This window comes from Streptomyces sp. NPDC104761 (assembly GCF_055583445.1).
In genome coordinates this window covers 390,301-416,540 of the sequence record NZ_JBVJNZ010000004.1, presented here as the reverse complement: position 1 = coordinate 416,540, position 26,240 = coordinate 390,301, and the positions used below count along the sequence as shown (strand labels likewise).

The 26,240-nt window shown below is 73.3% G+C and carries 16 protein-coding genes; 10 read left to right on the top strand and 6 right to left on the bottom strand.

Annotated elements, in window-relative coordinates; translation table 11 throughout:
- The first annotated feature begins 316 nt into the window (after window positions 1-316).
- From fxsBH to fxsT, 4 genes are all read left to right on the top strand, one after another.
- Complete coding sequence (fxsBH, locus tag ACZ63F_RS14710) at window positions 317-2,467, top strand: radical SAM/SPASM protein FxsBH, inactivated beta-hydroxylase extension form (protein WP_469711113.1); 2,151 nt, start codon at window positions 317-319, stop codon at window positions 2,465-2,467.
- Window positions 2,464-3,252 carry an AAC(3) family N-acetyltransferase gene (locus tag ACZ63F_RS14705; RefSeq protein ID WP_469711110.1) on the top strand — a complete coding sequence of 263 codons (789 nt, stop codon included), beginning with the start codon at window positions 2,464-2,466 and terminating at the stop codon, window positions 3,250-3,252. Before fxsBH ends, ACZ63F_RS14705 begins: the two co-directional genes overlap by 4 nt.
- 113 nt (window positions 3,253-3,365) lie before the next feature.
- Window positions 3,366-4,667, top strand: coding sequence for a TIR-like protein FxsC (locus ACZ63F_RS14700; protein WP_469711108.1), 1,302 nt, complete (start codon window positions 3,366-3,368; stop codon window positions 4,665-4,667).
- Window positions 4,664-8,593, top strand: a complete 3,930-nt coding sequence (fxsT, locus tag ACZ63F_RS14695; protein WP_469711106.1) for an FxSxx-COOH system tetratricopeptide repeat protein — start codon at window positions 4,664-4,666, stop codon at window positions 8,591-8,593. The genes ACZ63F_RS14700 and fxsT overlap by 4 nt, the downstream gene beginning before the upstream one ends.
- A 40-nt stretch (window positions 8,594-8,633) precedes the next feature.
- On the opposite strand, the gene ACZ63F_RS14690 is transcribed toward fxsT, so the two are convergent.
- Window positions 8,634-9,512: an alpha/beta fold hydrolase gene (locus tag ACZ63F_RS14690; protein ID WP_469711104.1), complete on the bottom strand. Its 879-nt coding sequence runs from the start codon at window positions 9,510-9,512 to the stop codon at window positions 8,634-8,636.
- Between the two features lie 389 nt (window positions 9,513-9,901).
- On the opposite strand from ACZ63F_RS14690, the gene ACZ63F_RS14685 reads away from it, so the two are divergent.
- The gene (locus tag ACZ63F_RS14685) at window positions 9,902-11,638 is read left to right on the top strand and encodes a dolichyl-phosphate-mannose--protein mannosyltransferase (protein WP_469711102.1); all 1,737 of its coding nucleotides are present in this window, start codon (window positions 9,902-9,904) and stop codon (window positions 11,636-11,638) included.
- Window positions 11,639-11,682: 44 nt separating this feature from the next.
- Here ACZ63F_RS14685 and ACZ63F_RS14680 read toward each other — a convergent pair whose 3' ends face one another.
- On the bottom strand, window positions 11,683-12,300 hold the full coding sequence (locus tag ACZ63F_RS14680; protein WP_352353454.1) for a DJ-1/PfpI family protein: 618 nt from the start codon (window positions 12,298-12,300) through the stop codon (window positions 11,683-11,685).
- 59 nt (window positions 12,301-12,359) lie between these two features.
- Window positions 12,360-13,679: an alpha/beta hydrolase gene (locus ACZ63F_RS14675; protein ID WP_469711101.1), complete on the bottom strand. Its 1,320-nt coding sequence runs from the start codon at window positions 13,677-13,679 to the stop codon at window positions 12,360-12,362.
- 195 nt (window positions 13,680-13,874) lie between these two features.
- On the opposite strand from ACZ63F_RS14675, the gene ACZ63F_RS14670 reads away from it, so the two are divergent.
- Together ACZ63F_RS14670 and ACZ63F_RS14665 are read left to right on the top strand one after the other, a co-directional pair.
- Entirely contained in the window at window positions 13,875-17,150 is a 3,276-nt protein-coding gene (locus tag ACZ63F_RS14670; RefSeq protein WP_469711100.1) for an AAA family ATPase, read from the top strand.
- Window positions 17,151-17,284: 134 nt separating this feature from the next.
- Window positions 17,285-18,910: a S53 family peptidase gene (locus tag ACZ63F_RS14665; protein WP_469711097.1), complete on the top strand. Its 1,626-nt coding sequence runs from the start codon at window positions 17,285-17,287 to the stop codon at window positions 18,908-18,910.
- A gap of 73 nt (window positions 18,911-18,983) precedes the next feature.
- Here ACZ63F_RS14665 and ACZ63F_RS14660 read toward each other — a convergent pair whose 3' ends face one another.
- Window positions 18,984-19,784: a hypothetical protein gene (locus ACZ63F_RS14660; RefSeq protein WP_469711096.1), complete on the bottom strand. Its 801-nt coding sequence runs from the start codon at window positions 19,782-19,784 to the stop codon at window positions 18,984-18,986.
- Between the two features lie 143 nt (window positions 19,785-19,927).
- Window positions 19,928-21,814, bottom strand: a complete 1,887-nt coding sequence (locus ACZ63F_RS14655; RefSeq protein WP_469711094.1) for a hypothetical protein — start codon at window positions 21,812-21,814, stop codon at window positions 19,928-19,930.
- A 337-nt stretch (window positions 21,815-22,151) separates the two neighbouring features.
- Between ACZ63F_RS14655 and ACZ63F_RS14650 the strand changes: the two genes are divergently transcribed.
- From ACZ63F_RS14650 to ACZ63F_RS14640, 3 genes are read left to right on the top strand one after another with little or no spacing between them, the layout of a single operon-like run.
- Entirely contained in the window at window positions 22,152-23,849 is a 1,698-nt protein-coding gene (locus tag ACZ63F_RS14650) for a GH25 family lysozyme (protein WP_469711092.1), read from the top strand.
- 27 nt (window positions 23,850-23,876) lie between these two features.
- On the top strand, window positions 23,877-24,302 hold the full coding sequence (locus tag ACZ63F_RS14645; RefSeq protein ID WP_469711089.1) for a hypothetical protein: 426 nt from the start codon (window positions 23,877-23,879) through the stop codon (window positions 24,300-24,302).
- Between the two features lie 27 nt (window positions 24,303-24,329).
- Window positions 24,330-25,079: a D-Ala-D-Ala carboxypeptidase family metallohydrolase gene (locus ACZ63F_RS14640; RefSeq protein WP_469711087.1), complete on the top strand. Its 750-nt coding sequence runs from the start codon at window positions 24,330-24,332 to the stop codon at window positions 25,077-25,079.
- A gap of 79 nt (window positions 25,080-25,158) precedes the next feature.
- On the opposite strand, the gene ACZ63F_RS14635 is transcribed toward ACZ63F_RS14640, so the two are convergent.
- The gene (locus ACZ63F_RS14635) at window positions 25,159-26,220 is read right to left on the bottom strand and encodes a helix-turn-helix domain-containing protein (RefSeq protein ID WP_469711086.1); all 1,062 of its coding nucleotides are present in this window, start codon (window positions 26,218-26,220) and stop codon (window positions 25,159-25,161) included.
- Window positions 26,221-26,240: the final 20 nt, after the last annotated feature.

Here is a 26,240-nt window from a genome sequence, read left to right as displayed (position 1 = left end):
ACCCCCCCCCCCCCCCCCCCCCCCCCCCCCCCCCCCCCCCCCCCCCCCCCCCCCGCACCCCCCCCCCCCCCCCCCCCCCCCCCCCCCCCCCCCGGGCCGCGTGACCGACGTCGCCGACCGCCGTTCGGGCCAGTCGACGTTCAACTCGGCGTTCTGACCGGGAACGACGACACGAGGACGTTCACTCTGACGTGGGTGCGCCCGGCGGACGGGCGTACCGCCGGCACCCACGCCAGTGCGCCATTGGCGTCAACGCGCCCACCGATCAAGCGGTTTGGGGCGCCTCGGGCACGGGAAGTCTGACAGACTGACTCCAGTGACGAGCCAGTCGCCCGACGACCCACCTCTGAGACAGCTGGTCCTCAAGATCCACAGCAGGTGCGATCTGCTCTGCGACCACTGTTACGTGTATCAGCACGCCGACCAGAGCTGGCGGTCCCGCCCGACCTTCATCCGCCCGGAGACGGTGCGCGCCGTCGCCGCCCGACTGGCCGAATACGCCGGGTCCCGGGCCCTGGAATCCGTCTCGGTGATCCTGCACGGCGGCGAACCGCTGCTGGTCGGTCCGGCCCGGCTGCGCGACATCTGCGCGGAACTCACCCGCGCCCTCGCCCCACTGACCGCGCTCGACCTGCGCATGCACACCAACGCGGTCACCCTGAACCGGCGGCACCTGGACGTCTGCCGGGAGTTCGGGGTCCGGGTCAGCGTGTCGCTCGACGGCGACCGCGCGGCCAACGACCGGCACCGGCTCGACCGCAGGGGACGCAGCAGCTACGAGCGCGTGGTCCGCGGCATCCGGCTGCTCCAGGAGCCCGAGTACCGTCACCTGTTCAGCGGGGTGCTGTGCACGGTGGACGTGGCCAACGACCCGGTCGCCGTGCACGACGCCCTCACCGAGCTGGCCCCGCCGCGGATCGACTACCTGCTTCCGCACTCCACCTGGGACAGCCCCCCGCCCAACCCGGCCGGCACCACCACCCCGTACGCCGACTGGCTGCTCGCGGTCTTCGACCGCTGGGAGCAGCAGGGCCGCCCGATGCCGGTGCGGACCTTCGACTCGGTGCTGAGCACGCTGCGCGGCGGGCCGCCCCTGACCGAGGCGCTGGGGCTGGCGCCCAGCGACCTCGCCGTGATCGAGACGGACGGGGACTTCGAGCAGGCCGACTGGCTGAAGTCCGCCTACGCGGGCGCCCCGGAGACGGGGTACGACGTCTTCCGGCACGGATTCGCCGAGTTCGCCGCGCACCCCGGTGTCCAGGCCCGGCAGCAGGGGGTCGACGGACTCGGCGACACCTGCCGCGGCTGTCCGGTGGTGCGGTCCTGCGGCGGCGGCCTGTACGGGCACCGGTACCGCTCGGGGAACGGCTTCGACAACCCCAGTGTCTTCTGCGGCGACCTCCGCTCCCTGATCGAGGGCATCGCCGACCGGGTGACCGACCGCGCGTTCTCCCCCGCGGTCCTGGGCTCGGACCAACTCTCGTGGGCGCAGTTGGAACTGGACCGGGTGCTGCTGCGCCGGGCACAGCAGCACCTGGCGTCCGAGCCGGACTGGGCGGACGCCTGGCGGCTGCTGCTGGCCCTGGACGCCGACGCCGGGACCGCGCCCCACCTGGACGAGGTGCTGGCGCACCCCTATGTGCGCACCAGCCTCCAGCGCTCCCTGCGCGGCCCCGCCGACACGGCCCGGTTCATGTCCCTGGCCGTCGCCGCGGCCCTGCGGGCAGGAGTACCGGCCACGCTCTCCTGGGACCAGCCCGGCACCCGGCTGCACCTGCCGACCTGGGGCACCTACCGCCTGGACGCCCCCGGCCGCATCGAGGTCACCGTGGCACCGGACGCCTTCCGGGTACGCGAGAACCGGGAGTCCGGCGCAGGCTGGGTACGCCTCGACGGGGCCCCCGTCCCCACGCACTGGCGCCCCGTGGACCGGCTGCCGGTCCAGGACGGTCCACTGGTCGACGACGCCGACCCCTACCGCGACTGCTATCCCTTCCCCGTCGCCCCGCCCCTGGAGCGCGGCGAGTTCGCCGAACGGATGGCGCGCGCCTACGAGCTGCTGGCCAAGGAGCCCCCGGACGGGCCCTGCGCGCCGGAGGCGTTCCGCCCCACCGTCCTCACCCCGCTGACGGAGGGCAGCGGTCTGGCACTGGGCGGCCACGGGTTCGGGGCGCTGGGCGTGGCGGTCGACGTGACCCCCGAGGAGTTCGCCCGGGAACTCCCCCGCATCGGGCGCCGGGCCCGCCTCACCGCGCTGCGCGAGACGGCCGACCTGCACCGGCCCGGCAGCCCCGCCGGCGCTTTGCTGGACCGGGCGGACGACGGGCTGGGGCAGGCGGCGCACGAGGAGGCGGCACGCGCGCTCACCGCGCTCACCCTGCTGCCGGAGTCCGAACTGACGGCGACCGGGGCCGTGCTGGTGGCCCGCATGTGGTCGCAGTGGTCGAGCGTCTGCGAGGGATCATGACCGGGACGGCACAGTCGACGGCAGCGGAACTGGACGGACTGCTCCGCGAGTTGGGCGTCCGGCGGGGCGGGGTGCTGATGGTGCACGCCTCCCTGGGCGGCACCGGGGTCGCGCCGGAGCGGGTCCGGGACGGGCTGCTCGCCGCACTCGGTCCCGGGGGCACCCTGATCGTGCCCGCGTTCACGCCCGAGAACTCCGACACCTCCCGCGCCTACCGGCAGGCCGTCGCAGGCCTGGACGAGGCCGAGGCGGCCGCGTACCGCGAGGCGATGCCGCCGTTCGAACCGGACGCCACCGGGTGCCCGACCATGGGGGCGCTCGCCGAGTGCGTGCGGTCGACGCCCGGCGCGGTGCGCAGCACGCATCCGCAGACCTCCTTCGCCGGACTCGGGCCCGCGGCAGGCAGGTTGCTGCGCCGGCATGCGCTGCGCAGCCACCTGGGCAGGCTCTCCCCGATGGCGAGGCTGTACGCCGCCGACGCCCAGATCCTGCTGCTGCGGGTCGGGTTCGAGGTGTGCAGCGCGTTCCACTACGCCGAGTACCTGATGCGGCCCAGGCCGCCCCGGCGTACGTACCGGTGCGTGGTGGGCGACAAGGGGAACTGGGTCGAGTACCGGGATCTCGCCCTGGACGACAGCGACTTCGGGAAGATCGGCTCCCGGCTGCCGCGCCGCATGCTCGCCGAGGCCGAGTGGGCGTCGCGGGCGGTCGTGCTCTGCGCCATGCGGGACGTGGTGGGCCACGCCAAGGGGCAGATGTCTGGATATCGACCGCCTTTGGCCTGAAAGCAGTGAACCGGAAGCGGGGTCCGTCGGGCACATTGTTGAGTCCGGCGGAGGCGCGCACCGTCGACGGGGGCGGCCCAGCGGCTTGCCGACGGGCAGGGGGACGTGCGGACATGGGGGAACGGGTGCAGGACCGGGCTCCGGACAACCGGCCCTACTTCTTCCTGTCGTACGCCCACACCCCGCAGTGGGGCCCGGACAGCGGCGACCCGGACCACTGGGTGCGCGTGCTGTTCAACGACCTGTGCAATCACATCGTGGCGCTCACCGACCTGCCCGCGGGGTCCCCGCCCGGCTTCATGGACCGGGAGATGCGGTCCGGGGAGGGCTGGCCGGAGAAACTGAGTGAGAACCTCGCCGTCTGCCGGGTGTTCGTACCGCTGTTCTCACCGCGCTACTTCTCCAGCGAGATGTGCGGCCGCGAGTGGTACGCGTTCCACGAGCGGATGCTGAACGCCAGGACCACCGGAACGGCCACCGCCTCGGCCATCGTGCCCGCCCTGTGGACACGCGTCGACATGCGTGAACTCCCCGACTCCGTACGCCACATGCACATCGAGAGCACGTCGTCGGGCGGGCGGTACCTGAACAACGGGATCTACGGGCTGATCAAGCTCAGCAGGCTGCGCGACGAGTACGACGAGACCGTGTTCGGCCTCGCCGAACGCATCGTGCAGGCGGCCCGCGAGGCCCGGCTGCCGCCCGGCCGCCCGAGGGACTACGAGAGCACGCCGAGCGCCTTCAAACCGCGTGGCACCGGCCCCCGGCACATCCGGCTGACCGTGGCCGCCCCCACCGAGGACTCCGTCCCGCAGCACCGGGACGCCAGGCCGTACGGCGACGACGCGCTGGACTGGAACCCGTACCACACCGAGTCGACGCGCGCGCTGTCCACGCACGCCGAGGAACTGATCCGCTCGCTGGACTACCGGGTGACGGTCGCCGCCTTCGACGACGAGAGCCCCGCCGAGGAGCCACGCGGCTCCGGCGAGCGGCAGCCCGGCATCCTGCTGGTGGACCAGTGGGCGCTGAGCGACGAGGAACGCCGGCGCAGGCTGAAGACGTTCGACGCGTACGCCCGCCCGTGGGTGAGCGCGATCGTGCCGCGCTGCCGGGCCGACCTGCAGAACCACGGCCAGGAGGGGCGCCGGCTCGCCGAGGAGCTGGAGCGGGTGATGCCGACCATCCTGGAGCGGGCCCGGCGCAGCGACGCCCGGATCGCCGTCAACGGCGTCCCCACGCTCAAGTCCTTCACCAGGGTGCTGCCCGAGGTCGTGGCCTACACGACCCGGCAGTTCCTGAAGAACGCCGAGGTCCGACTGCCGCCGGGCCCGCACTTCCCCAGACCCCGTCTGGCGGACCCCTACCCGCCGTCCGGCCCGGACGCGGGAGACGAACCCGGAGGAGAGGCATGACGGCCGCAAGGGACGGACGCATCATCACCTTCTACTCGTACAAGGGCGGCACCGGACGGACGATGGCGCTGGCCAACACGGCGTGGATCCTCGCCGCCAACGGCAAACGCGTCCTCGCCGTGGACTGGGACCTGGAGGCCCCGGGGCTGGATCGCTTCTTCCACCCGTTCCTGGACCCCAACGTGCTCACCGCCACCGGCGGCGTCCTCAACATCCTCCAGGACTACGCCTGGGCGGCGACCGACGGAATCAGCCGCACGGGGTCCTGGCACCTGCAGTTCGCGGACGTGGAACAGCACGCCGTCTCGCTCTCCCCCGAACGGCAGGGGCTCGCCTTCGAGGACGGCGGCTCGCTCGACTTCCTCTCCGCGGGCCGCCAGTTCCGGGCCTACTCGGGCACGGCCTCCTCCCTGGAGTGGGACAACTTCTACGACCGCCTCAACGGCGGCATGTTCCTGGAGGCGCTGCGCGACAGCATGAAGGAGTCGTACGACTACGTACTGATCGACTCGCGCACCGGCCTGTCGGACACCGCGGACATCTGCACCCTCCAGATGCCCGACGTCCTCGTGGACTGCTTCACCCTCAGCGACCAGTCCATCGACGGCGCCGCCGAGGTCGCGCACAGCGTCGGCGACGACCACCGCAAGCGGCGCATCCGGGTGCTGCCCGTGCCGATGCGCGTCGACGACGGCGAGAAGGACAAGGTCGAGGCGGGCCGCGCGGTGGCCCGGATGAAGTTCGCCGGGCTGCCGAAGGGACCGGACGGGGAGCGGCTGAGCGCCGACGAGGTCACCGCCTACTGGGGCAGCGTCGAAATACCGTACAAGCCGTACTACGCCTACGAGGAGACCCTCGCCGTCGTCGGGGACAAGAAGGGCGACCCCAAGTCGCTGCTGGCCGCCTTCGAGCGGCTCGCCGCGGCCGTGACCGACGACGAGGTCACCACGCTGCCGCCGATCCCGGAACCGGCGCGGCTGCGCAGCCGGGACGCCTTCATCCGGCGCCGGCCGCAGGCCAACGGGGCGCGGGTGGCCGTCGTGTACGCGGCCGAGAACCGGATGTGGGCCGACTGGATCGAGTCGCTGCTGAAGCGCGCGGGCTGCACCGTCTCGCTGCGCGACGTGGCCGCCGGCCCGCTCGACAGCCTCGTCCCCGGCACCCGCGTCCTGCTCCTGTGGTCCAGGGCGCTGTACGGATCCCGGCACACGGGAAGCCTGCCGAGCCCGTCCGTCAGCGGTGACGGGCTGCCCGGACCGCTGATATCGGTACGGGTGGACGAGGTCCGGCCGCCGGACTCGTACCGGCACCAGGCCGACCTCGTCGAACTCCACGGGCTCGACGAAGGAGGCTGCGAGGGCGCGCTGCTCGGCGCGCTCGAACTGCCCGGCCAGTTGCCCAAGGGCGGGCCTGCGGCGCCCCGGTTCCCCGGCCACGTACCGGACCACTGGAACGTGCCACAGCGCAACAGCACCTTCACCGGCCGGGGTTACATCCTCGAAAAGGTGCGGGAGCAGCTGCGCAGCGGCATGACCGCCGTACTGCCGCAGCAGCAGGCTCTGTTCGGAATGGGCGGGGTCGGCAAGACGCAGATCGCGCTGGAGTACGTGCACCGGTTCAGCGCCGACTACGACCTGGTGTGGTGGGTGCCGTCCGAGAACATCGACAACGTGGTGTCCACGCTGGCCGAACTCGGCTCCCGGATCGGCGCGCCCGGCGGCGAGGACATGGCGCTGGCCAGCAAGGAAACCGTCCGCATGCTCTCCCGGGGCAACCCGACCAAGCGGTGGATCCTCGTCTTCGACAACGCCGACGACCCGGACGACCTCGCCGGGTACATGCCGACCACCGGCGGTGGGCACATCCTCGTCACCTCGCGGAACCAGGCGTGGTCGGACAAGGGCGAGACGCTGCCGGTCGACGTCTTCCAGCGGCAGGAGAGCGTCGAGCACCTGTCCCGGCGCGCCCCGGGCCTCTCCCCCGCGGAGGCCGACCAGGTCGCGGACGCCGTGGGCGACCTGCCGCTCGCCGTGGAGCAGGCCGGGGCCTGGCTGGCCGAGACCGCCATGCCGACGGCCGAGTACCTGCGCCGCCTCAGCGAGGAGACGGCCGCGGTGATGGGGCTCAACCAGCCCGCCGACTACCCCGACACGGTGGCCGCCACCTGGAACATCTCCATCCGGCGGCTGAAGGAACGGTCGCCCGCCTCGGTCCGGCTGCTGCAGCTGTGCGCGTTCCTCGCCGCCGAGCCGATCTCCTCCGAACTGCTCTACGACAGCAACGAGATGGTCACCGCCCTCGGCCTGACGGAGAGCCTGCTGATCGGCCAGCTGGTGCGGGAGATCAGCCAGCTCGCCCTCGCCAAGGTCGACCAGATCTCCCGCTCGATCCAGGTGCACCGACTCGTGCAGGCGGTGATCCGCTCCCAGATGTCGGAAGAGGAGCGGCGCATCGCCCGGCACGCGGTGCACAAGATCCTCAGAGGCGCCCGCCCCAAGGGCGACGAACCCACCGACAACCGCGAGAACTGGCCGCAGTTCGACATCATCTGGCCCCATCTGACCGCCTCCGACATCCGCAACTGCACCGAGTCGGAGCCGCGCAGGCTGCTCGTCGACCGTGTCCGCTACCTGTGGAAGCGCGGTGAGTTCCCGCGGGCGCAGCGCCTCGCCGAGGAACTCCTCGACCACTGGAAGGAGCCCCTCGGCGAGGACGACGAGCAGTACCTGTACCTGCGCTGCCAGCTCGCCAACGTGCTGCGCTCCCAGGGGCTTTACGTCGAGGCACGGGAGCTGGACGACGACGTGCTGCAGCGGCAGCGCCGGCTGCTCGGCGACCGGCACCCGCACACCTTCATCACCACCTCCGGCCTCTCCAGCGACCTCGCGGCACTCGGCGAGTACACCAAGGCCGTGGAGCTCGCGAGGGAGGCGCACGAGGGCTTCAGCGAACTCTTCTACGAGGCCCACCCGCGCACCCTGAACGCGGCCAACAACCTCGCCCTGGCGCTGCGCATGGTCGGCAGGTACCGGGACGCCCGGCAGATCGACGACGTCACCTTCGCCCGCCGCACGAAGGTCCACGGCGCCGATCACATCTACACCCTCTCGTCCGCCGAGAACCTCGGCCGCGACCTGCGCGAGGTCGGCGAGTACACGGCGTCGGTGGCCGTGCTGTCCCAGGCGTACGACCAGCACAAGCGCGTGCTCGGCAAGGAGTTCCCCGGCACCCTGCGGTGCGCGAAGTCGCTCGCGGTGTCGCTGCGCAGGGCGGGCCAGCTGGAGGACGCCCGGCGGCTGACCTCCGCGACCCTGGAGCAGTACCGGGCGCAGTACACGGTCTCCACCCCGGACCTCCTCGCCTGCGAGCTGAACCACGCCGCGGACCTGTTCGCGGCCGAGGACCGGGAGCAGGCGCGCGACGTCGCCCAGAAGGTGCTCGCCGAGTACGTGAAGAAGCCGGGCGAGGCCCACCCCTACACCCAGGCCGCGATGAACAACCTCGGCGTCTTCCACTGGGGCTGCGGCGACAGCGAGCAGGCCGAGGACGTGTTCCTGAAGGTGCTGGCCCGCATGACCGACGTACTCGGCGCCCACCACCCGCACACCCAGTTCTGCTCCGCCAACTACGCGATCGTGCTCGCCGAGACCGGGCGGCCGGAGGAGGCATGGGAGCGGGAGCAGCGCAGCGCCGACGCGCTCCGCGCCGACCTCGGCGCCCAGCATCCCGAGGCCCTCGCCGTCGTCAGCAACAGCGCCCTGACCCTGACCGCCCTCGGCCGCCTGGACGAGGCCCGCGCGCTGCGCGACGAGGCGGTCAGGGACCTGAAGGGGCTGCGCCGGCAACTCGGCGAGAACAACGGCATCACCCGTTTCGCGCTGGAGGAACGCAGGGTGTACCGGGACCTGGAGCCGCTCGCCGTGTGACCGCACGCGGCGGCGGACGGCACGCCGGGGCCGCGCACCGTCAGCCCCTCGGCGTACCCGCCAGCAGCCAGTCCAGTACGTCGGGCAGCGCGCGCAGCGACGCGAAGTGGGCCGCCTTCGGCTCCAGGACGGCCTTGGCACGTGGAATGCGGGCGGCCAGCCAGGAGAAGTGGGAGGCGGGCGAGAACACGTCCTTCGCACCGGCCCACAGCAGCACCGGCACCCCGATCTGCGCCGGGTCGAAACCCCATGGGCTGGTCAGCGCCAACGCGTCGTCGATCCAGCCGTACGGCGAGGTGCGCAGTGCCTCGTGGTAGGTGCGCAGCAGCATGGACCGGATGCTGGTGTCGGAGACGATCAGCCGGTCCTCCTCGGTCAGGTCGGCCCGCAGGTCCTCCAGCATCCGCGCCGGATTGCTGCGGATGACGGCCGAGCGCGGGATGAGCCGGGCCGCGTACCGCTCGGGGTCGGTGAAGGCGGTGTGGAACTCCTGGACGTTGAACGGTGCCATCCCGGCGAACCAGTCGAGCCCCTCGGCGTCCCGCGGCGCGAGCCCCACCAGGGCGGCCGCCCGGGTCACCCGGCCCGGCAGCAGCGCCGCACAGGCGAGGGCGTGCGGTCCGCCCCCGGAGCGGCCGGCCACCGCGAACCGGCCCAGCCCGAGGGCGTCGGCCACGGCCGCCACGTCCTCGACGACGTCCACGACCCGCCGCCCGGGGCGGCGGTCCGAGCCCCCGTAGCCCGGCCGGTCGAAGCTGATGAGGCGGGCGCCGCGCTGGTACAGGAACATCGGCCGGGGCCGCGGCCCCACCCTGCTGCCCGGCATGCCGTGCAGCAGGAACACCGGCCGCCCCCGGGGATCCCCCGACACCTCCACCCGCAGCCGCCGGCCGCCCGTCGTCCGCACCAGATCAGGCACGCCCGTGTCCCCCTCCCGCGGCCATGGCCGGGACCACGCCGCCCGACACCACCCCGCGGCGTCCCCAGCGAAGCGCTCAGTACGGCAGGATGCGCCCCGAAGGCGTCCTGCGGTCGATCTCCTGCCCGCGGGGAGCGGGCCGACGAACAACGCGTACGCGGATCCGACCGTCCATGACGCCCTCCTCTTGCCGAGCCTGACCGGTACCTGCTGTCCGGTAGGAGGGCTCTGCCCCGCACATGGCAGCTCCAAGCCTGGTGCGGGGCAGGAAAGTTGGCGGACCCCCCGCCGTGGACGCCGGGCCGGCGCCGCCGCGGTGACGACGCCACAGCCGTGACGACGCCACGGCCGCTTCGCGGACCGGTGTGGGGACGGCCTAAGGTCGTCCGGTGACGAACAGCAGCGCGACGCGTTCCCACGACCTCGACGGCATACGCCCGGCGCCGAAGTCCCCGGGGTGGCCGGACCGGCTGCGCCGGTTCGGTTACGCCGGGGCCCCGCGCGCGGGCGCGTACGCCGGTGTCCGGGAACGCCTGGTCCCGCCCTTCCCCGAGCCCCCCACCCGGCTCTGGCAACTCGTGGGCCTCGGCCCGGCCCGGGCGCGGCGGCTCGCGCGGGCGACGGAGTGGCTGGGCCCGCTGCTCGTCGCCGCCCTGGCCGGCGTCCTGCGCTTCTGGCACCTCGGCCGGCCGCGGGACCTCATCTTCGACGAGACGTACTACGCCAAGGACGCCTGGGCGCTGCTGCACCTCGGTTACGAGGGCACCTGGCCGGACCGCAAGATCGCCGACCCGCAGATCCTGGCGCACCCCCAGGTGATCTCGCTCTCCGACACCGGTTCCTTCGTCGCGCACCCGCCGACCGGCAAGTGGGTGATCTCCGTCGGCGAGTGGCTGTTCGGCCTCGACCCGGTCGGCTGGCGGTTCATGACGGCTGCCCTCGGCACCCTGTCGGTGTTCATGCTGTGCCGCATCGGCCGCCGCCTGCTCCGTTCGACGTTCCTGGGCTGTCTGGCCGGGGCGCTGCTGGCGATCGACGGCCTGCACCTGGTGATGAGCCGCACCGCGCTGCTCGACCTCGTCGTCATGTTCTTCGTGCTGGCGGCGTTCGGCTGCCTGCTGATCGACCGGGACCGGTCCCGGGCCCGGCTGGCCGCGGCCCTGCCGGCCGACGCGGAGGGCCGGGTGCGCCCGGACGCGGACACCGGCGACCGCGCCGGGACGGGCCGCCGGCCCTGGCGCCTCGCGGCCGGCGTCCTGCTGGGCCTGGCGGCCTCGACGAAGTGGAACGGCCTGTACGTACTGGTCTTCTTCGTGGTCCTGACGCTGCTGTGGGACGTCGGCGCCCGTCGCGTCGCCGGGGCCCGCCACCCGTACCGGGCGGTCCTGCGCCGGGACCTCGGCCGGTCGGTCCTCTCCCTCGTCCCGACCGCGCTCCTGACGTACCTGCTGTCCTGGACCGGCTGGTTCCTGTCCGACGACGGCTGGGGCCGGCACTGGGCGGACGGCCGGGGCGGCACCTGGTCGTGGATACCGGCACCGCTGCGCAGCTTCTGGCACTACGAGTACCTCGTCTACCAGTTCAACGTGAACCTGCACACGCCGCACAAGTACCAGTCGAACCCGTGGAGCTGGCTGGTCCTCGGCCGTCCCGTGCTGTTCGCCTACGACTCCCCGCAGCCGGGCCAGGACGGCTGCTCCACCGCGGCCGCCTGCTCCCGCACGGTCCTCGCGCTGGGCACCCCCATGCTGTGGTGGTCGGCCTGTCTCGCCGTCGCCTACCTGCTCTACCGGTGGGCGCTGCGCCGCGACTGGCGGGCCGGCGCGATCCTCTGCGCGGTGGCGGCCGGCTACCTCCCCTGGTTCCTCTACCAGGACCGTACGGTCTTCTCCTTCTACGCCGTGGTCTTCGTGCCGTACCTGTGCCTGGCCGTGGCGATGATGGTCGCAGCCCTGCTCGGGCCGCGGGGCGCGTCGGAGCGGCGGCGGCTGGGGGGCGCGGTGGCCGCGGGGGTGCTGGTGCTTCTCATCGCCTGGAACTTCGTCTACTTCTACCCGGTCTACACCGGCCAGACGATTCCCTACAGCGGCTGGCAGTCCAGGATGTGGCTCGACACCTGGATCTGAACGCCGCCCGGATCCGCCGCTCAGCGCATTGCCGCGACCGCCGCTCAGCGCGGTGCCGCGACCGCCGTCTCGCCGGTGCGGACGGCGCGCAGGACCCGCTCGACGGTCTCCTGCTTCTCGCCGACGGGTGCCGTGTAACCGATGACCTCGCGCACGGCCTCGTCGCCGAGGGTCCGGGAGATCACCCAGGCGCCGAGGTACTGGGAGGCCATGCAGCCGCCGGCCGTGGCGATGTTCCCCTCGCTGTGGAACGGCGCGTCGAGCACGGTGACCCCGCGGGCCTCGACCCAGGGCCGGCTGACGGTGTCGGTGCACGCGGGCCGGCCGTCCAGCAGGCCGAGCCGGGCCAGCACGAGGGCGCCGGAGCACTGGGCGCCGATCAACTGCCGGGCGGGGTCGAGCGGCAGGCGTGAGACCAGCCGGTCGTCGGCGACCACGTCCCGGGCCCGCACCCCGCTGCCGACCAGCACGACGTCGGCCTCGGCGACGAACTCCAGCGGCCGCTGCCCGGTCACCTCGACGCCGTTCATGGACGTGACGACCGGGGCGGGCGTCGTGATGAACGCCTCCAGCCCCTGCTTGCGGCACCGGTTCACCAGCGCGGCCGCGATGAAGGAGTCCAGCTCGTTGAACCCGTCGAAGGTGACCACGGCTACCTGCATCGCCACTCCCCACTCCCCTGGTCCGGCACCGGCCGCCCACTCTACGGGACGTGCACCGGTCAGCGGTGTGCCGTGGCCGTGGGCTCCGGGCCCTCCGCGCGCAGCGAGCGGTGCCCGTGGCCGGGAACGGAGGTGGCGCTCGGAGTGGGCTTGCCCGCCGCCTCGGTCACCGGCTTCTTCGGGTGGTGCAGGGGCACGACGTCCTGCGGGAAGGTCAGCTGCTGGTTCATCCACTTCAGGGCGGCGGGCATCTCCCGTACCCAGGTGGGGAAGTTGTGGCTGCCGTTCTCGGGGAGGATGGAGACGACCCGCATGGGTGCCTTGACGGCCTTGATGAAGGCCTGGGTCTCGGCGTAGCCCTTCTCGCCGTGCTTGCTCATGGCGACCAGGACCGAGACCTGCGGCGCGGGCAGGTGCTTCAGCCGCCACATCAGGTCGTGGCCGTCGATCCGGGCCTGGCGGCCGGGACCGCTGCCGAAGAGGTTGCCGGTGGTGGGGTCGTCCTTGACCCGGTAGTCGGGCGACAGGGCGGCGGCCGTGGTGTAGACGCCGGGGTCGCGCATGGCGAGCTGGAGGGCGCAGCTGGCGCCGGAGGAGTACCCCATGACGCCCCAGGAGCTCGCGTCGTGGCCGGCCCGGTAGACCGACTTGATCGCGTCCGGGAGGTCCTTGGCCAGGAACGTCTCGGTCTGCGGCCCGCCGGGGACGTCCACGCACTCGGTGTCGCGCGGCGGCGCGATGGTGGGCCGGATCATCACCATGATCGTCGGCTGCATCTGTCCCTTGCGCTGGAGTTCGCCGGCGGTCTGCGAGACCCGCAGGTGCTGGGCGAGGTTGTAGATGCTGCCGGGGTAGCCGCTGAGCGCGACGACAACCGGGAACCGCATGCGGTGGTACGCCTTCTGGAAGTACTGCGGCGGGAGGTAGACGAAGGCCGGGTCGATCACGCCGGTGCGCCGGCCGATGATCTTCACGGACTCCACCCGGCCGACGGCCTCGGCGGGCCCGTCGGGCAGCCCGCTGACCCTGCTCAACTGCTGGTCCCCGGCGGGCTGTACGAGCGAACCCCCGTGAACGCTGCTTATGCCGTTCACCGAGCCTCCGCCGTTCCCGCCGGCCGCCTGGGTCACGCCGACCGGGGCGGTGTCGACGTTGCCCAGCAGTTCGTTCCAGGAGCCGAAGAACTGGTACGACGAGTTCACGGCGCAGGCGAACGCCGCGACGATCGTCACCTGTGTCACCGCGACGGCCCCGAGCCGCCCCAGCACCTGCCACAGCCCCGTCTTGGCGAGCCGTGGCCACAGCCAGACCAGCAGCGCCACACACAGGGCGGCCAGCGCCGCCAGCGCGTATACGGTCGTTCGACTGGTCAAACCCATGTCACTCAGTCCCTGTTTTCCCTGCCCGTGTTTCGTTGCTTCCGCACAGGAGGAGGGCGGAAGAGCCTTCCGCGTTCCGTAACGAGGGATTCAGGAAGAAGACATGACCTGTTGGACCATGTCGGGCAGGGGGCGCGCCGCCGCGACGTGACGGACGTCATTGACACACCCGATCGCCGGGGTTGTCATGAACACATGCAACCCACCGGGCGCCGAGCGCTTCTCGACGCCGCCCGGGTCCAGGCGGCGGCCCGCCCCGGACTGCTCCTCCACGGTCCCGCCGGCATCGGCAAGTCCGCGCTCGTCGCGGCCCTCGCGGCGGACCCGGCCGCCGGAACCGTCCTGCACTGCTCGCCCGCCGAGGCGGACGCCCGGTTGCCCTTCGCCGGGCTGGTCGACCTGTTCGCGCGGGTCCCGGAGAGCCTGCTGGAGAACCTGCCGCCGGAGCCCCGGGCGGCGCTGCGGTCGGCCCTGCTGCGCGGCGGGGGCCCCGCGGACGGCCGCGGCCTGCTCGCCGTGCGGGTCGCCGTCCTCGACGCGCTGCGTGCCCTGGCGGCCGACGGGCCCGTCCTGCTGGTCGTCGACGGCCTGCAGTGGCTCGACGAATCGACCGCCGAGGTCCTCGCCCACGTCGTACGACGGCTCGCCGGCCCGGGGATACGGATGCTCGCCGCCGAGCGGGTGCCGGACGGCGGCCGGCCGGAGTGGCTGCACTGCTGCCCGCCGGGCACCGCCGAACTCCCCGTACCGCCCCTGACCGACGGCGAGACGGCCCACCTGGTCCGCACCGGCCTCGGCGCCGACCTGCCCCCGGCGCTGCTCCGGGCGGTCCAGCGAACCGCTGCCGGAAACCCGTACTACGCAATGGAGTTGGGGCGGGCCGCCCGGCACGCCCCGGCGCCCGGCGGGTTCGGCGCGCTGCCGCCGGTGCCCCCGGGGCTGCGCGCCCACCTGCTGGAACGGGCGCGTGCGCTGCCGGAGCCGGTGCGGCGCGCCCTCCTCGTCGCGAGCGCCGCGGCCCGCCCCAGTCTCACCCTGCTGCGGGCGGCCGGGTTCCCGGACCCGGCCGCCGGCCTCGCGCAGGCGGAACGGCTCGGCATCGCGACCGCCGACGCCGACGGGGTCGTACGGTTCCGCCACCCCGTGCTGCGGGCGGCCGTGCACGCCGACGCCTCCGAGCAGGAGCGTCGGCAGGCGCACGCGCTGCTGGCCCGCGCGGTGCCCGAACCGGTGGAGCGGGCCCGCCATCTCGCGCTCGCCCATCCCTACGAGGACGAGGACACGGCCCGCACCCTGATGGCGGCGGCCGGTTCCGCGCGCCACGACGGCGCCTCCGGCACCGCCTTCGAGCTGGCCGCCCTCGCCGCCCGCCGCACCCCGGCCGCCCACCCGGCGGAACGTGCCGAACGGCTGCTGGCCGCCGCCGAGTACGCCTGCGACGCCGGGCGCACCGAGGAGGCGCGCGAGGCCGCCGGGGCCGTGCTCGTCCGGTCCGGCTCGGCGGCGCAGCGGGTGCGGGCCCGGCTGGTCCTGCTGCAATGCGCCGGGCAGGCGCTGGAGGGCGCCGAGGACCTGATCGCGGACGGTCTGCGGGACGCGGCAGGCGATCCGCGCTCCGAGGCCCGGCTGCACCACTGGGCCGCCGTGCGGGGCCTGTTGTGCGGGGAGCTGACGGAGGCGGCCGAGCACGCCCGGCAGGCGGCCGCGGCCGGCGACACCCGAACCAGGATCGACGCCCTCGCCACCCTCGCCCGGGTGCGCTCCCTGGCCGGTGACCCGATCGCCGCCGACGCGGCCCTGACAGAGGCCCTGACCTTGCTCCGCTGCGGTCCTGCAGCGCCCTCCAGGGGCGCGGGGAACTGCGCGACCAGCCACGACCAAGCCGCAGCCGAAGTCCACCCGGGCCCGACAGCACCCCCTAGGGGCGCGGGGAACTGCGCAACCAGCCACGACCAAGCAGCACCCGACACACCACAGACCCCGCCACCACCCCAAAGGGGCGCGGGGAACTGCGCAACCAACCACGACCAAGCCGCAGCCGAAGTCCACCCGGGCCCGACAGCACCCCCTAGGGGCGCGGGGAACTGCGCGACCAGCCACGACGAAGCGGCACCCGACACACCACAGATCCCGGCACCGCCCCAAAGGGGCGCGGGGAACTGCGCGACCAGCCACGACGAAGCGGCACCCGACACACCACAGCTCCCGGCACCGTCGGATGTCGCGGCGCACCCAGCGGAGCGTCCCGGCGGCCCGGAGAGCCGGCGGCTGATCCGCATGCGGGCGATCCTCGCCCTGGACTCCGACCGGGTGACCGAGGCCCGCGACCAGGTCGTCCCGCTGCTCGCCGCGGCCGGGGAGCCGGCCGGGGCCGAGGACACCGTCGCGACCCTGGTGGCGCTGACCCGCATCCAGGTGCGCGCCGGGCACTGCCGGGAGGCGCTGCGCACCGCGGCCCGCTGCTCGCGCGCCCTGACCGGCACGGCTCCGGCGCTGTACGCGGCGGCCCTGGCCGCGACCGCGGGCGGCACCCCCGAGGAGGCCCGCCGGCTGGCCGCACGGGCGGTCCGCGCCTCCGAGGCCGACGGCGACCGGCTGTTCCTGCTGCGCGCCCTCGCCGTCCTCGGGCAGGCCGAACTCCTCGGCGGCGATCCGCGCGGCGCGGCGGCCGCCGTCGAGGCGCTGCAACGCGTCCGGGAACTCGGCGAGGCGATGTGCGCCGCCGACCCGCCGCTGCTGCACTGGTACGGCGACCTGGCCGAGGCCCTGGTCGTGCTCGGCGAGACGGAGGAAGCCGGGGCGGTGCTCCACGACGCCCGCGCGCGGGTGCCGGACGGGGCACCCGGCAGTGTCCTGGCGGCGCTGGACCGGGCGGAGGGGCTGCGCGAGGCGGGGCTCGGCCGGGCCCGGGAGGGCGCGGTACGGCTGCGTGCCGCCGTCGACCTGCTGCGCCCGCTGCCGCTCCCGGTCGAGCTGGTGCGCACCCTGATCGCGCTCGGCGCGGTCGAGCGCCGCGCCCGCCGCCGGAACGCGGCCCGGCAGGCGCTCGCCGAGGCCCTGGAGACGGCGACCCGGATCGGCGCGGCCCCGCTCGCGGGCCGGGCCAGGGACGAACTGGCCCGGCTGGCCGCCGGGGAGCGCGGCGCCGAGGCGGGCGCGGCCGCGCCGGACCTCACGCCCACGGAGGCGCGGATCGCCGAACTGGTCGGGGGCGGGGCGACCAACAGGGAGGTCGCCGCCGAGCTGTTCATCAGCGTCAAGACGGTCGAGGGGACGCTGTCCCGGGTCTACCGCAAGGTCGGCGTCCGCTCCCGCACCGCGCTGGCGCACGCCATGGCCGTCGCCGTCATCGCCTCGGGCGCGGCCGTGGACACCGCCGAGGACGACCAACCCGGCCCTGCCGCCCAGACGGTGACGGTCAGTCAGGCCAACCGGGCCCGGCTCCCCGGCCCGCTCGACACACGCCGTTGACATGACACCGGCCGTTAACACGTAACGCAAGGGTTCCCCCGCTTACGGGGGCGGCGCCGCAGTTCCTACGGTGATCCCGTTCCGCTTCCGGAACACTCCCCACCCCCCACTCTCCACTCTCCGGAGGAACCTCGGTGAAGTCACGCCTGAAACTGCTCGGTCTGGTCGCCGCGCCGGCGCTGATCACGGCGGTCGTTCCCGCCGCCTACGCGGCCGACGCCCCGCACACCGCCCGGGCCGCCGTCGCCGGGGACGTGCTGCCCGGCCTGAAGCACGACGCGTCCCGCACCGGCAACGTCAGCTCGGCCAAGCGCATATCGGTGGCGATCAGCCTGACGCCCAGAGGCGGCAGCGCCCTCGACACCTTCATAGCGAAGGTCAGCGACCCGCACTCGGCCGCCTACGGCCACTACCTGACAAAGGGCCAGTTCGCCGCCCGCTTCGGCCGGACCGACGCCGAGGTCGAGCAGCTGAAGGACTACCTGCGCTCGCAGGGCGTCACTGTCGGCAAGGTGCACTCCGGCAACCTGCTCGTCGACGCCAGCGGCACCGCCGCCCAGCTGCAGAAGGCGTTCGGCACCCGGCTGTCGACCTGGAAGGACTCGGCTACGGGCCGCTCCTTCTACGCCAACGACAGCGCGCCGACGCTCCCGTCCTCCCTCGCCGCCATCGTCAGCGACGTGGCCGGCCTCAACAACCGCGTCCAGCTGCACCACCAGGCGACCCCGCACACCGTCTCCCCGCACAACGGCCCCGGCGGCGGCTACACCCCGGCCCAGCTCAAGGGCGGCTACAACGTCTCCGGCACGTACACCGGCAGCGGCCAGAAGATCGCGCTCCTGGAGTTCGACGGCTTCCAGCAGTCCAACATCACCAAGTACGACACCAACTACAGCCTGGGCTCGCCCACCCCGACCGTGTCCAAGGTCGACGGCGGCTCGGGTGCGCTCGGCGACGGCCAGGTCGAGGTCGAGCTGGACATCGAGGTCCTGCACGCGATCGCCCCGAAGGCGAACGTGACGGTCTTCGAGGGCCCCAACTCCGACGCCGGCGAGGTCGACACCTACCAGGCCATCGTCGACAGCGGCATCCCGACCACCTCGATCAGCTGGGGCGCGGCCGAGTCCGCCCGCACCACCTCCAACATCAACGCCGTGGACGCCGTCTTCAAGGCGGGCGCCGCCGAGGGCCTCGGCTTCTACGCGGCCTCCGGTGACGACGGCTCCGACGACGCGGGCGACGGCGGCACCTCCGTCGACTACCCGGCCAGCGACCCGTACGTCACCGGCGTCGGCGGCACCAAGCTGACCGTGACCTCGGCCAACGCCTTCAGCAAGGAGGTGGCGTGGTCCGGCGGCGGTGGCGGCAAGTCCTCCGTCTTCAAGATCCCGAGCTGGCAGACGGCCGTCCAGAAGAGCGCGGGCGGCGGCTACCGCCAGGTCCCGGACGTCTCGGCGCACGCCAACCCGAGCCCCGGCGTCTCCATCTACTCGCAGGGCTCCTGGTCCTCGGTCGGCGGCACCAGCGCCGCGGCCCCCGAGTGGGCGGCGTTCGCGGCCCTCTACAACCAGCAGGCCGCGGCGGCCGGCAAGGCCAACCTCGGCTTCGCCAACCCGGCCCTGTACGCGGCGAGCGGCACCGGCTTCCACGACATCACCAGCGGCAGCAACGGCGCCTACTCCGCGGCCACCGGCTGGGACTTCACCACCGGCTGGGGCTCGTACAACGCCTCGACGCTGGCGACGAAGCTGCTCGGCTGACCCGCCCGCCGAACCGGCGAACCGCCCCCGCGTGGACCGGGACCACTCCCGGCCCGCGCGGGGGCGGCCGTGCTCACCTCACGTCGACGAAGTCGCCGGCCGCGGTGGCCGGGCCGGTGGTGGCGGTGCCGGCGAAGACGAACCGGAAGTAGCCGTCGGCCTTGGCCTTGGTGGTGGTCCTCAGCGCTCCGGCGCTGCCGCTGGTGACGGTCTTCAGGGTGGTGTAGGTGCTGCTGCCCTTCTTGCGGAACTGCAGCCCGACCGCCTGCCCCTGGTAGCCGGTGTAGCTGCCGTTCTCCCAGTTCGCGCGACCGAGCTTGCCGGTGACGGTGATGGTCCTTCCCTTCTTCACCGGCTCGGGCGAGGCGTTCACCGTCACTCTGGCCAGCCGCTTGATGCGGGCCGTGCCCGCGGCGTCGATCTCGGTCCAGTCGTCGGTGGTGTCCTGGGCCCCCGCGAGCACCTTCCAGGTGCCGGCCAGGCCGTTGTGGTCGAGGTCCCGCGCGGCGTCCACGGCGAAGCTCACCCTGCAGGCGGAGGTGGTGGGGTCGGTGGCCGACACCGTGCAGGTACCCGGCGGCGGGTAGAGCGGCAGGATGCCGTCGGCGTCGTCGGTGTTCGGGCCGTGCCACAGGTAGGCCCATGAGGCGGCGACGCCGTCCGGGTCGGTCGCCGTCCAGGTGATGGTGACGGTCTTCCTGGTGGTGAGGCCGAGGACGATGTCCTTGCCACCGTCGACGACGACGTGCGAGAACACGGTGTCGCTCGACGCGGCCCGGTTGGCCGCCAGGGCGGCTGTCGGGGCCGCCGACGCGGCAAGGGCGGAAAGGCCGGTGGCAAGGGACACGGCGGCGACGGCGGGACGGATGCGCATGGAATCCCCTCTCGGGATCGACGGCCCGCCGCCTGCGGACGGCGGGTCCTGATGCTGCGTCACACCGGCTAGACAGGTGGGGGACTGTCACGGTTGCCCTGTGGTTCCCACCGTGTTCACGGTGGCCGGCCCAGGCGCGCGGATCAGGACCTGCGCAGGACCCGGTTGGCCCCCGCCACGACCGTGGACGCGAGCACCCAGCCCACGCTGACCAGGGCGACCACCACCCACTGCAGGGCGCCGTGGGAGCTGTACGACCGCTCCTGCCCGAAGTCGACCACCGGAAGCAGCAGGTCGAGGGTGTACACCGCCGGCTGGAAATCCGGGGGCGTGCCGTCGCCGTAGGGCAGCGGCGGCCAGGTCGCGAACAGCACGGTGCCGACGGTGAAGCAGACGGCGAGCAGCAGCACCGCGCGCAGCGGCCGGTACCCGTAGCCGACGGTGAGGTCCTGCAGCAGGCTCCAGAGCCGGGCGGGCCAGGCCAGGGTGGCCCGCCTGCGGCGCTGTTTGGCGAGCAGGACGAGGCGGGCGTCGGCGTCCCGGCCGTGGCGCCGGTAGCTGGCGGCCAGTTGCTCGTAGGGCTGCGGTGCGAAGCCGGCCGGGTCGCGGTCGAGCCAGGTCAGCCGGCGGTGCCCGGGCAGCGCGGGCTTGGTGCTGTCGTAGGCGAGGCCCTCCAGGACCAGCGAGCGGGGCCAGCCGGCCGGGTCGTCGCGGAGCACGCCGACCCGGGTGTGGCTGAGGTCGACGATGCCGCGCGGTGCCTCGCGGGGCTTCAGCGTCAGCTCGGCGGCCGCGGACCGCCGGCAGATCAGGGCCCGCTCCCCCGCCGGGACGTCCAGCAGGGCGTTCTCGAAGCAGAGCCTGGCCCGTACGGTGATGCTGCTGAGGGAGATCCGGCCGTGTGCGGTCAGCCCGTCGCAGCAGTTGAACTCCGCGCCCACCTCTATGCCGTTGGCCCGCAGGGCGGCGGCCCCGGCGCGGCCGGTCAGCTCGGCGCCCTCGAAGAGGGCCGAGCCGCCGACCCGCGCGTCGCAGAGGTCCACGGTGCCCTCGGAGACGAAGCCGTCCCGGCAGTCGAGGTCGCCACCGACGTGCAGCCGGTGGGCCCTGAGCGCGGTGCCGGCCGGATGGCGCAGCCGGGCCCGCCGCAGCACGACGCTGCCCCGCACCGAGGTGTCCCGCATGTCGACGCTGCCCCACACGGCGAGCCCCGAGCCGGCCTGTATGTCGCCGCCGACCGACGCGCAGAGCAACTGCAGGGCGGGGTCGGCGTCCTGGGCGTCGGGGCCGGTCAGGGTGGCGTCCTCCAGGTGCAGCGAACCGCCGATCGAGGCGCCGTAGAGGTTGATCCCCCCGTCGCCGGAGAACCCACGGTCGAGGTAGAGGCCGCCGCCCACGGTCAGTTCGGGAGCCTGGAGGCAGGCGCCCTCGCCCTGGAGCCGGGCGCCGCGGAAGCCGAGGGTGTCCTGCACCCGGGAGCTCATCAGCCGGACCGGCCCGGTGCACACGAGGCCGGTCGCCGAGAGGTGTTCCCCGACGGCGATCGACCGCGCGTCGACGGCCGCCGTGCCGTCGGGCGCGTGCACGGTCGAGCGGTCGAGCAGCAGATGCGTGCCGACGGTCAGGGAGCGGAGGGTGAGGGTGCCGTCGAGGGTGCAGCCCACGACCTCGCACTCCTGGCCGATCCGCGCCCCGGCCGCACTCAGCCCCGGCAGGGCGCAGTCCTTCAGCTGGAGCACCCCGAACTGCCCGCCGTCGAAGCAGGGCACTTCGTCGAAGCGGCAGGAGTCGAGTCGTATCGCGCCCTGGACGGCCGCCTCGGCCAGATCCAGGGTGCCGGTGATCCGGGTGCCGCGAAGCCGGAGCCGGGCCAGCCGCCCGGGCACCGGGCGCGGCGCCGCGACGAGCAGCCACCGCAGGACCTCGGCCCGCACCTCCGGCACGTCCTCGCACCACTCGCCCCGACGGTACGCCTCCCACAGCCGCCGCTCGTGCGCCTCCCAGCCGTCCGGCGGGCCGTCGTCCGACACCCTGTGCTCCCCCTTCACACCAGTCGCCGCGAGCGGCCGCGAAACACGACGTTGCTACCCGACCGGTGGGGGGATCACGCCTGCGGACCGCGGTCACCGTCACCCCGTTGGGGCGTCGGCCGTCCCCCGCGGCGGACGGCCGTTGCCAGGCGCCGGCTCGGTCCTGCCCCGGCCCGTGTCCCACGCGCGTCCCAGCGGTCGTCCGTCCCCGCAGGTCAGCGGCGGGTGAGCGTCCCGGCGTCCCGATCCGGGGCGAGGGGCTCCGGCTCGCGCGACCGCCGCTGCCAGCATGACCGGGCCGGGGGCTCCCGGCCAACTCACATGAGGGGGAACACAGATGGGACGGAGGACGCTACTGCGGGGTCTGACCCTCGCCGTGGCAGCGGTCCTGCCCCTGTACGGACCCACGGCGGTGCACGCGGCCCAGTCCGCGACCGCCGCCACCGCCGCAGCCGCCGCCACCGCGGTCGCGGTCTGCGGGCACACCGGCGAACAGCCCACGCTGCGGCAGGGATCGACGGGGGACCCGACGGTCGAGGCCCAGTGCGAACTCGACCTCGCGACGAAGCCGAGCCGGTACACGCCGATAGCGGCGGACGGCTCGTTCGGCCCGGCGACGGAGACGCGGGTCAAGGAGTTCCAGGCGTGTGCCGGGCTGGGCGTGGACGGCGTGCTCGGCCCGCAGACCTGGGCTGCGCTCAACACCTGGGCCGCCGCGCCGCACACCTGCGCCACCCAGGGCACCTCGGCCACGGCGCAGGCGGCCGTGTGCGGTCACACCGACACGCGCCCGACCCTGCGCGAGGGCGCGAACGGCGTCGAGGTCAAGGAACTGCAGTGCCGGCTGAACCTGGCCATGGAGCCGTTCCACTACCCGCCGCTGACCATCGACGGCGACTTCGGGGGCGGCACCGAGGGCCGGGTCGTCGAGCTCCAGCACTGCGCGGGCCTCAGCGCCGACGGCGTCGTGGGGCCCAACACCTGGGCCCGACTGGCCGACTGGTCCGGCCGTAACACGTACTGCACGCCACCGCGGCCGGCCGGCTACCCGGTCGACGGCCTGGACACGGCCAAGTACCAGCACCCGGGCGGCGCGCCGATCGACTGGAAGGCCGTACGGGCCTCGGGCGTCGAGTTCGCGACGATCAAGGCCACCCGCGGCCTGAACGTCACCGACGAGTACCTCGCCACCGACCTGCCGGCGGCCAGGGCGGCGGGACTCGCGGTCGCGCCCTACCACTTCTACACGGGCACCGCGGCCGACACGGGCGGCGCGCAGGCCGACCGGTTCATCGCCGCGGTGCGCGCGACCGGCTACACCGGGCAGCGCGCGGGCGACCTGCCGCCGGTGTTCGACCTGGAGCGCATGGACGACGGCACCGGACGCTGTCCCACCTACGGCACGGTGGCCGACGCCAAGGCCTGGCTCGACAAGGTGGAGGCGGCCTTCGGCCGCACCCCCGTCATCTACACGCAGAAGTCCTTCCTGGACGACTGCCTCGGTTCGACCACCGCCTTCGCCCGGTATCCGCTGCAACTCGCGGACTACCGCCAGTCGATCACCCAGCCGCCGCTGCCGAACGGCTCGACGACCTGGACGATGTGGCAGTACACCGACGCCGCGCTGTTCCCGGGCATCAAGGCCCCGGCGACCGCCGACGTGTTCAACGGCACCCAGGCCGACCTCGACCGGCTGGCCAACCGGAGCGGTACCGCGACGGCGTCCGTCTCCGCCGCGGCCGCCACGACCTGCTACGGCGGGGCGGTGACGGTGCGCTACGGGGACGTCCTCGACTTCGGCCCCTACTGGACGACCAGCCGCTGCACCGACATCAACATGCGGGTCACCGGCGGAACCGCGGACTACGTGAACGCCTGCGTGAAGTTCGCGAAGACCGGCGCCTGCAACCACTGGACCAAGGTCGGCCGCAGCTGGACGACCATCGCCACCGACGTGCTCGACGGCACCAAGTTCACCGTCCCCAACGGCGTGCCCCTGGAGGGCGACGACGCCGTCATGCAGATCGCCTTCTGACCCCCCGCCGCCCGTACGGAGACCACCATGACCCGCAACAGAACGCTCGCCTCGGCCCTGTGCACCGCGGCCGCCCTGCTGGGCCTGGGCGCCGTGCCCGCCTCGGCACAGACCCCGGTCGCCTCGGCCGTCGCCACCAGTTGCTACGGCGGCGCGAAGACCCTGACGTACCACTACCAGTCGGCCGCCAAGGAGTACGGCACCTACACCACGTCCTCGCGGTGCAACGACGTCAACCTGCGGCTCATCACGGACGAGCCGGGCGTGTACCTGGACGCCTGCGTGGTGTTCGTCGACCACACCACCAAGTGCAACAACGATGACGCGTACACCACGCACGGTACCGAGTGGGGAACCGTCGCCACCGACGTCAAGGACGGCACCCACTTCGTCCTGCGCATACACGCCTACGACATCGACGCGCAGAACGTGACGTTCCAGATCGCCTACTGACCCCCTCGAAAGCCCGAAAGGACGACCATGACCTTTTCCTCCCGTCCCCTGGACCGCCGCACCATGCTGCGCGGCACGCTGGCCGCTGGCGCCGGCATAGCCTTCGGCCAGCTGCTGTTCTCGGGCACCGCGCAGGCCTACTCCTGGTCGCGCACCCTGACCCAGGGCGCCACCGGTGCCGACGTGACCGAACTGCAGATCCGGGTCGCGGGCTGGGCGGCGGACAGCGCCGGCCACAGCCGGGTGAGCATCGACGGGGACTTCGGCCCCGGCACGGCCGCCGCCGTACGCCGGTTCCAGGCGGCGTACGGTCTCAGCGCCGACGCCGAGGTCGGCCCCAACACCCAGGCGAAGCTCAACTCCCTGGAGCAGTCGGACGGTTCCACGCTCCACTTCAACTTCAGCGAGTTCGTGAACCAGACGGACGGCACCTTCAACGGCGGCAAGCTGAGCGCCTCCCAGGTGAAGGAGAACGTCCGCCGCTGCATGTACAAGCTGGAGGCGCTGCGCAAGAAGCTGGGCGACAAGCCGATCACCGTCAACTCCGGCTTCCGCAGCATCGCGCACAACGCCGAGATCGGCGGGGCCAGCGACAGCATGCACCTGTACGGTACGGCGGCCGACCTGGACGTGCCCGGGGTGGCCACCAAGACCGTCTACCAGAAGGCGGAGACCTGCGGGTTCTCCGGTCTCGAGACCTACACCGTCGACCACCAGCACGTGGACAGCAGGGCCGACCTCGGCCGTGACTGGTGGTGGGAGGACGGCACGGTCTGACGCCGCTCTCGGGGGAGTGGAGCTCCGGGTACCGCCGCTTCGGTACCCGGAGCTCCGGGCTTCGGCCCGTCGGCGTGCTCTACGGCGTGCTCTTCGGTGTGGTCTTCGGCGTGCTGCTGGGCGTGCCGCTGGGCGTGCTCTTGAGCGCCGCCTCGCAGGAGGGCCAGTCGTGGAAGTCGTGCCGGACGCTCCACAACCGGTGGGCCGCCCTGATGTTCCAGTCCGGGTCGAACGCCCGCAGCGGGGTGCCGTCGAGGTCCCGCAGCCGGGCGTCGGAGATCTGGAACACGCCCCAGTTGCGGCTGCCGTTGGTGTTCGGCAGCACGTACAGCGGGTCGAGGAACGACGCGCAGCGGGCGACGGCCACGGCGGTGCCGGGATCCTCGGTGAACACCTCGCGGATCCGCTTCGCCACCCTGGCCGGCGGCCAGGTCGTCATGCTCACCCGCTGCGCGTAAAGAGCCTTCCTGGTGGCGTCGTCGACCACGTTGGTGGCCGGCAGCCCCGCCAGCACCTGGAACGCGGTCACCCTGCGCAGGGTCTCCGGCCCGAAGTCGCCGTCGACGGCGAGCTTGCCCTTCGCCCGCGCCAGCAGGGTCTGTACCTCGCGCACGCAGGCGTCGTGCTGCCCCATGCTCACGGTCTTGCAGGCCGGGGAGTCCAGCACCCTGTCACCGGACGCCGACGCGGCACCGTCGGGAGCGCTGCCGGGCAGCCACACGAAGCCGGCCACCAGCACCACCACGACCGCGGCGGCCAGCACCGCGGCCCGCGGGGACAGCTTGTCGGGCACCCTGAACCGCCGCGTCCGCCCGGTCTTCGGCGGGGTGACGTCCTTGTCCTCCGCTACGGCCGCATCCTCCGCTACGGCAGCCACGTTCGCCGGCGCGTCCCGGTCGGTGTCCGCCAGCGCCCACAGCCGGTGGAGTTCGCGGAGTTCCTCCGCGTCGGCGCCGCACACCTTGGCGAAGGCGTGCACCACGCGGTAGTCCACCGGGACGCTGAGACCGGAGCAGTACCGGTGCAGACTGGAACCGCTGACGCCGGTGTCCTTGCCGAGGCGGTCGTACCCCCGGCCGCTGCGGTCCTTCAGCATCCGAAGACGGGCGGCGAACTTCTCGGTATGCGGAGAGGCAACCACGCGTCCCCCGTTGTTCAGGC

Bases quoted from the DNA above. Each gene is read 5' to 3' on its own strand.
- ACZ63F_RS14700 (WP_469711108.1), top strand. From the start codon at position 3,366: ATGGGGGAACGGGTGCAGGACCGGGCTCCGGACAACCGGCCCTACTTC.
- ACZ63F_RS14660 (WP_469711096.1), bottom strand. From the start codon at position 19,784: ATGCGCATCCGTCCCGCCGTCGCCGCCGTGTCCCTTGCCACCGGCCTT.
- ACZ63F_RS14670 (WP_469711100.1), top strand. From the start codon at position 13,875: ATGCAACCCACCGGGCGCCGAGCGCTTCTCGACGCCGCCCGGGTCCAG.
- fxsT (WP_469711106.1), top strand. From the start codon at position 4,664: ATGACGGCCGCAAGGGACGGACGCATCATCACCTTCTACTCGTACAAG.
- ACZ63F_RS14705 (WP_469711110.1), top strand. From the start codon at position 2,464: ATGACCGGGACGGCACAGTCGACGGCAGCGGAACTGGACGGACTGCTC.
- ACZ63F_RS14680 (WP_352353454.1), bottom strand. From the start codon at position 12,300: ATGCAGGTAGCCGTGGTCACCTTCGACGGGTTCAACGAGCTGGACTCC.
- ACZ63F_RS14650 (WP_469711092.1), top strand. From the start codon at position 22,152: ATGGGACGGAGGACGCTACTGCGGGGTCTGACCCTCGCCGTGGCAGCG.
- ACZ63F_RS14640 (WP_469711087.1), top strand. From the start codon at position 24,330: ATGACCTTTTCCTCCCGTCCCCTGGACCGCCGCACCATGCTGCGCGGC.
- ACZ63F_RS14645 (WP_469711089.1), top strand. From the start codon at position 23,877: ATGACCCGCAACAGAACGCTCGCCTCGGCCCTGTGCACCGCGGCCGCC.
- ACZ63F_RS14675 (WP_469711101.1), bottom strand. From the start codon at position 13,679: ATGGGTTTGACCAGTCGAACGACCGTATACGCGCTGGCGGCGCTGGCC.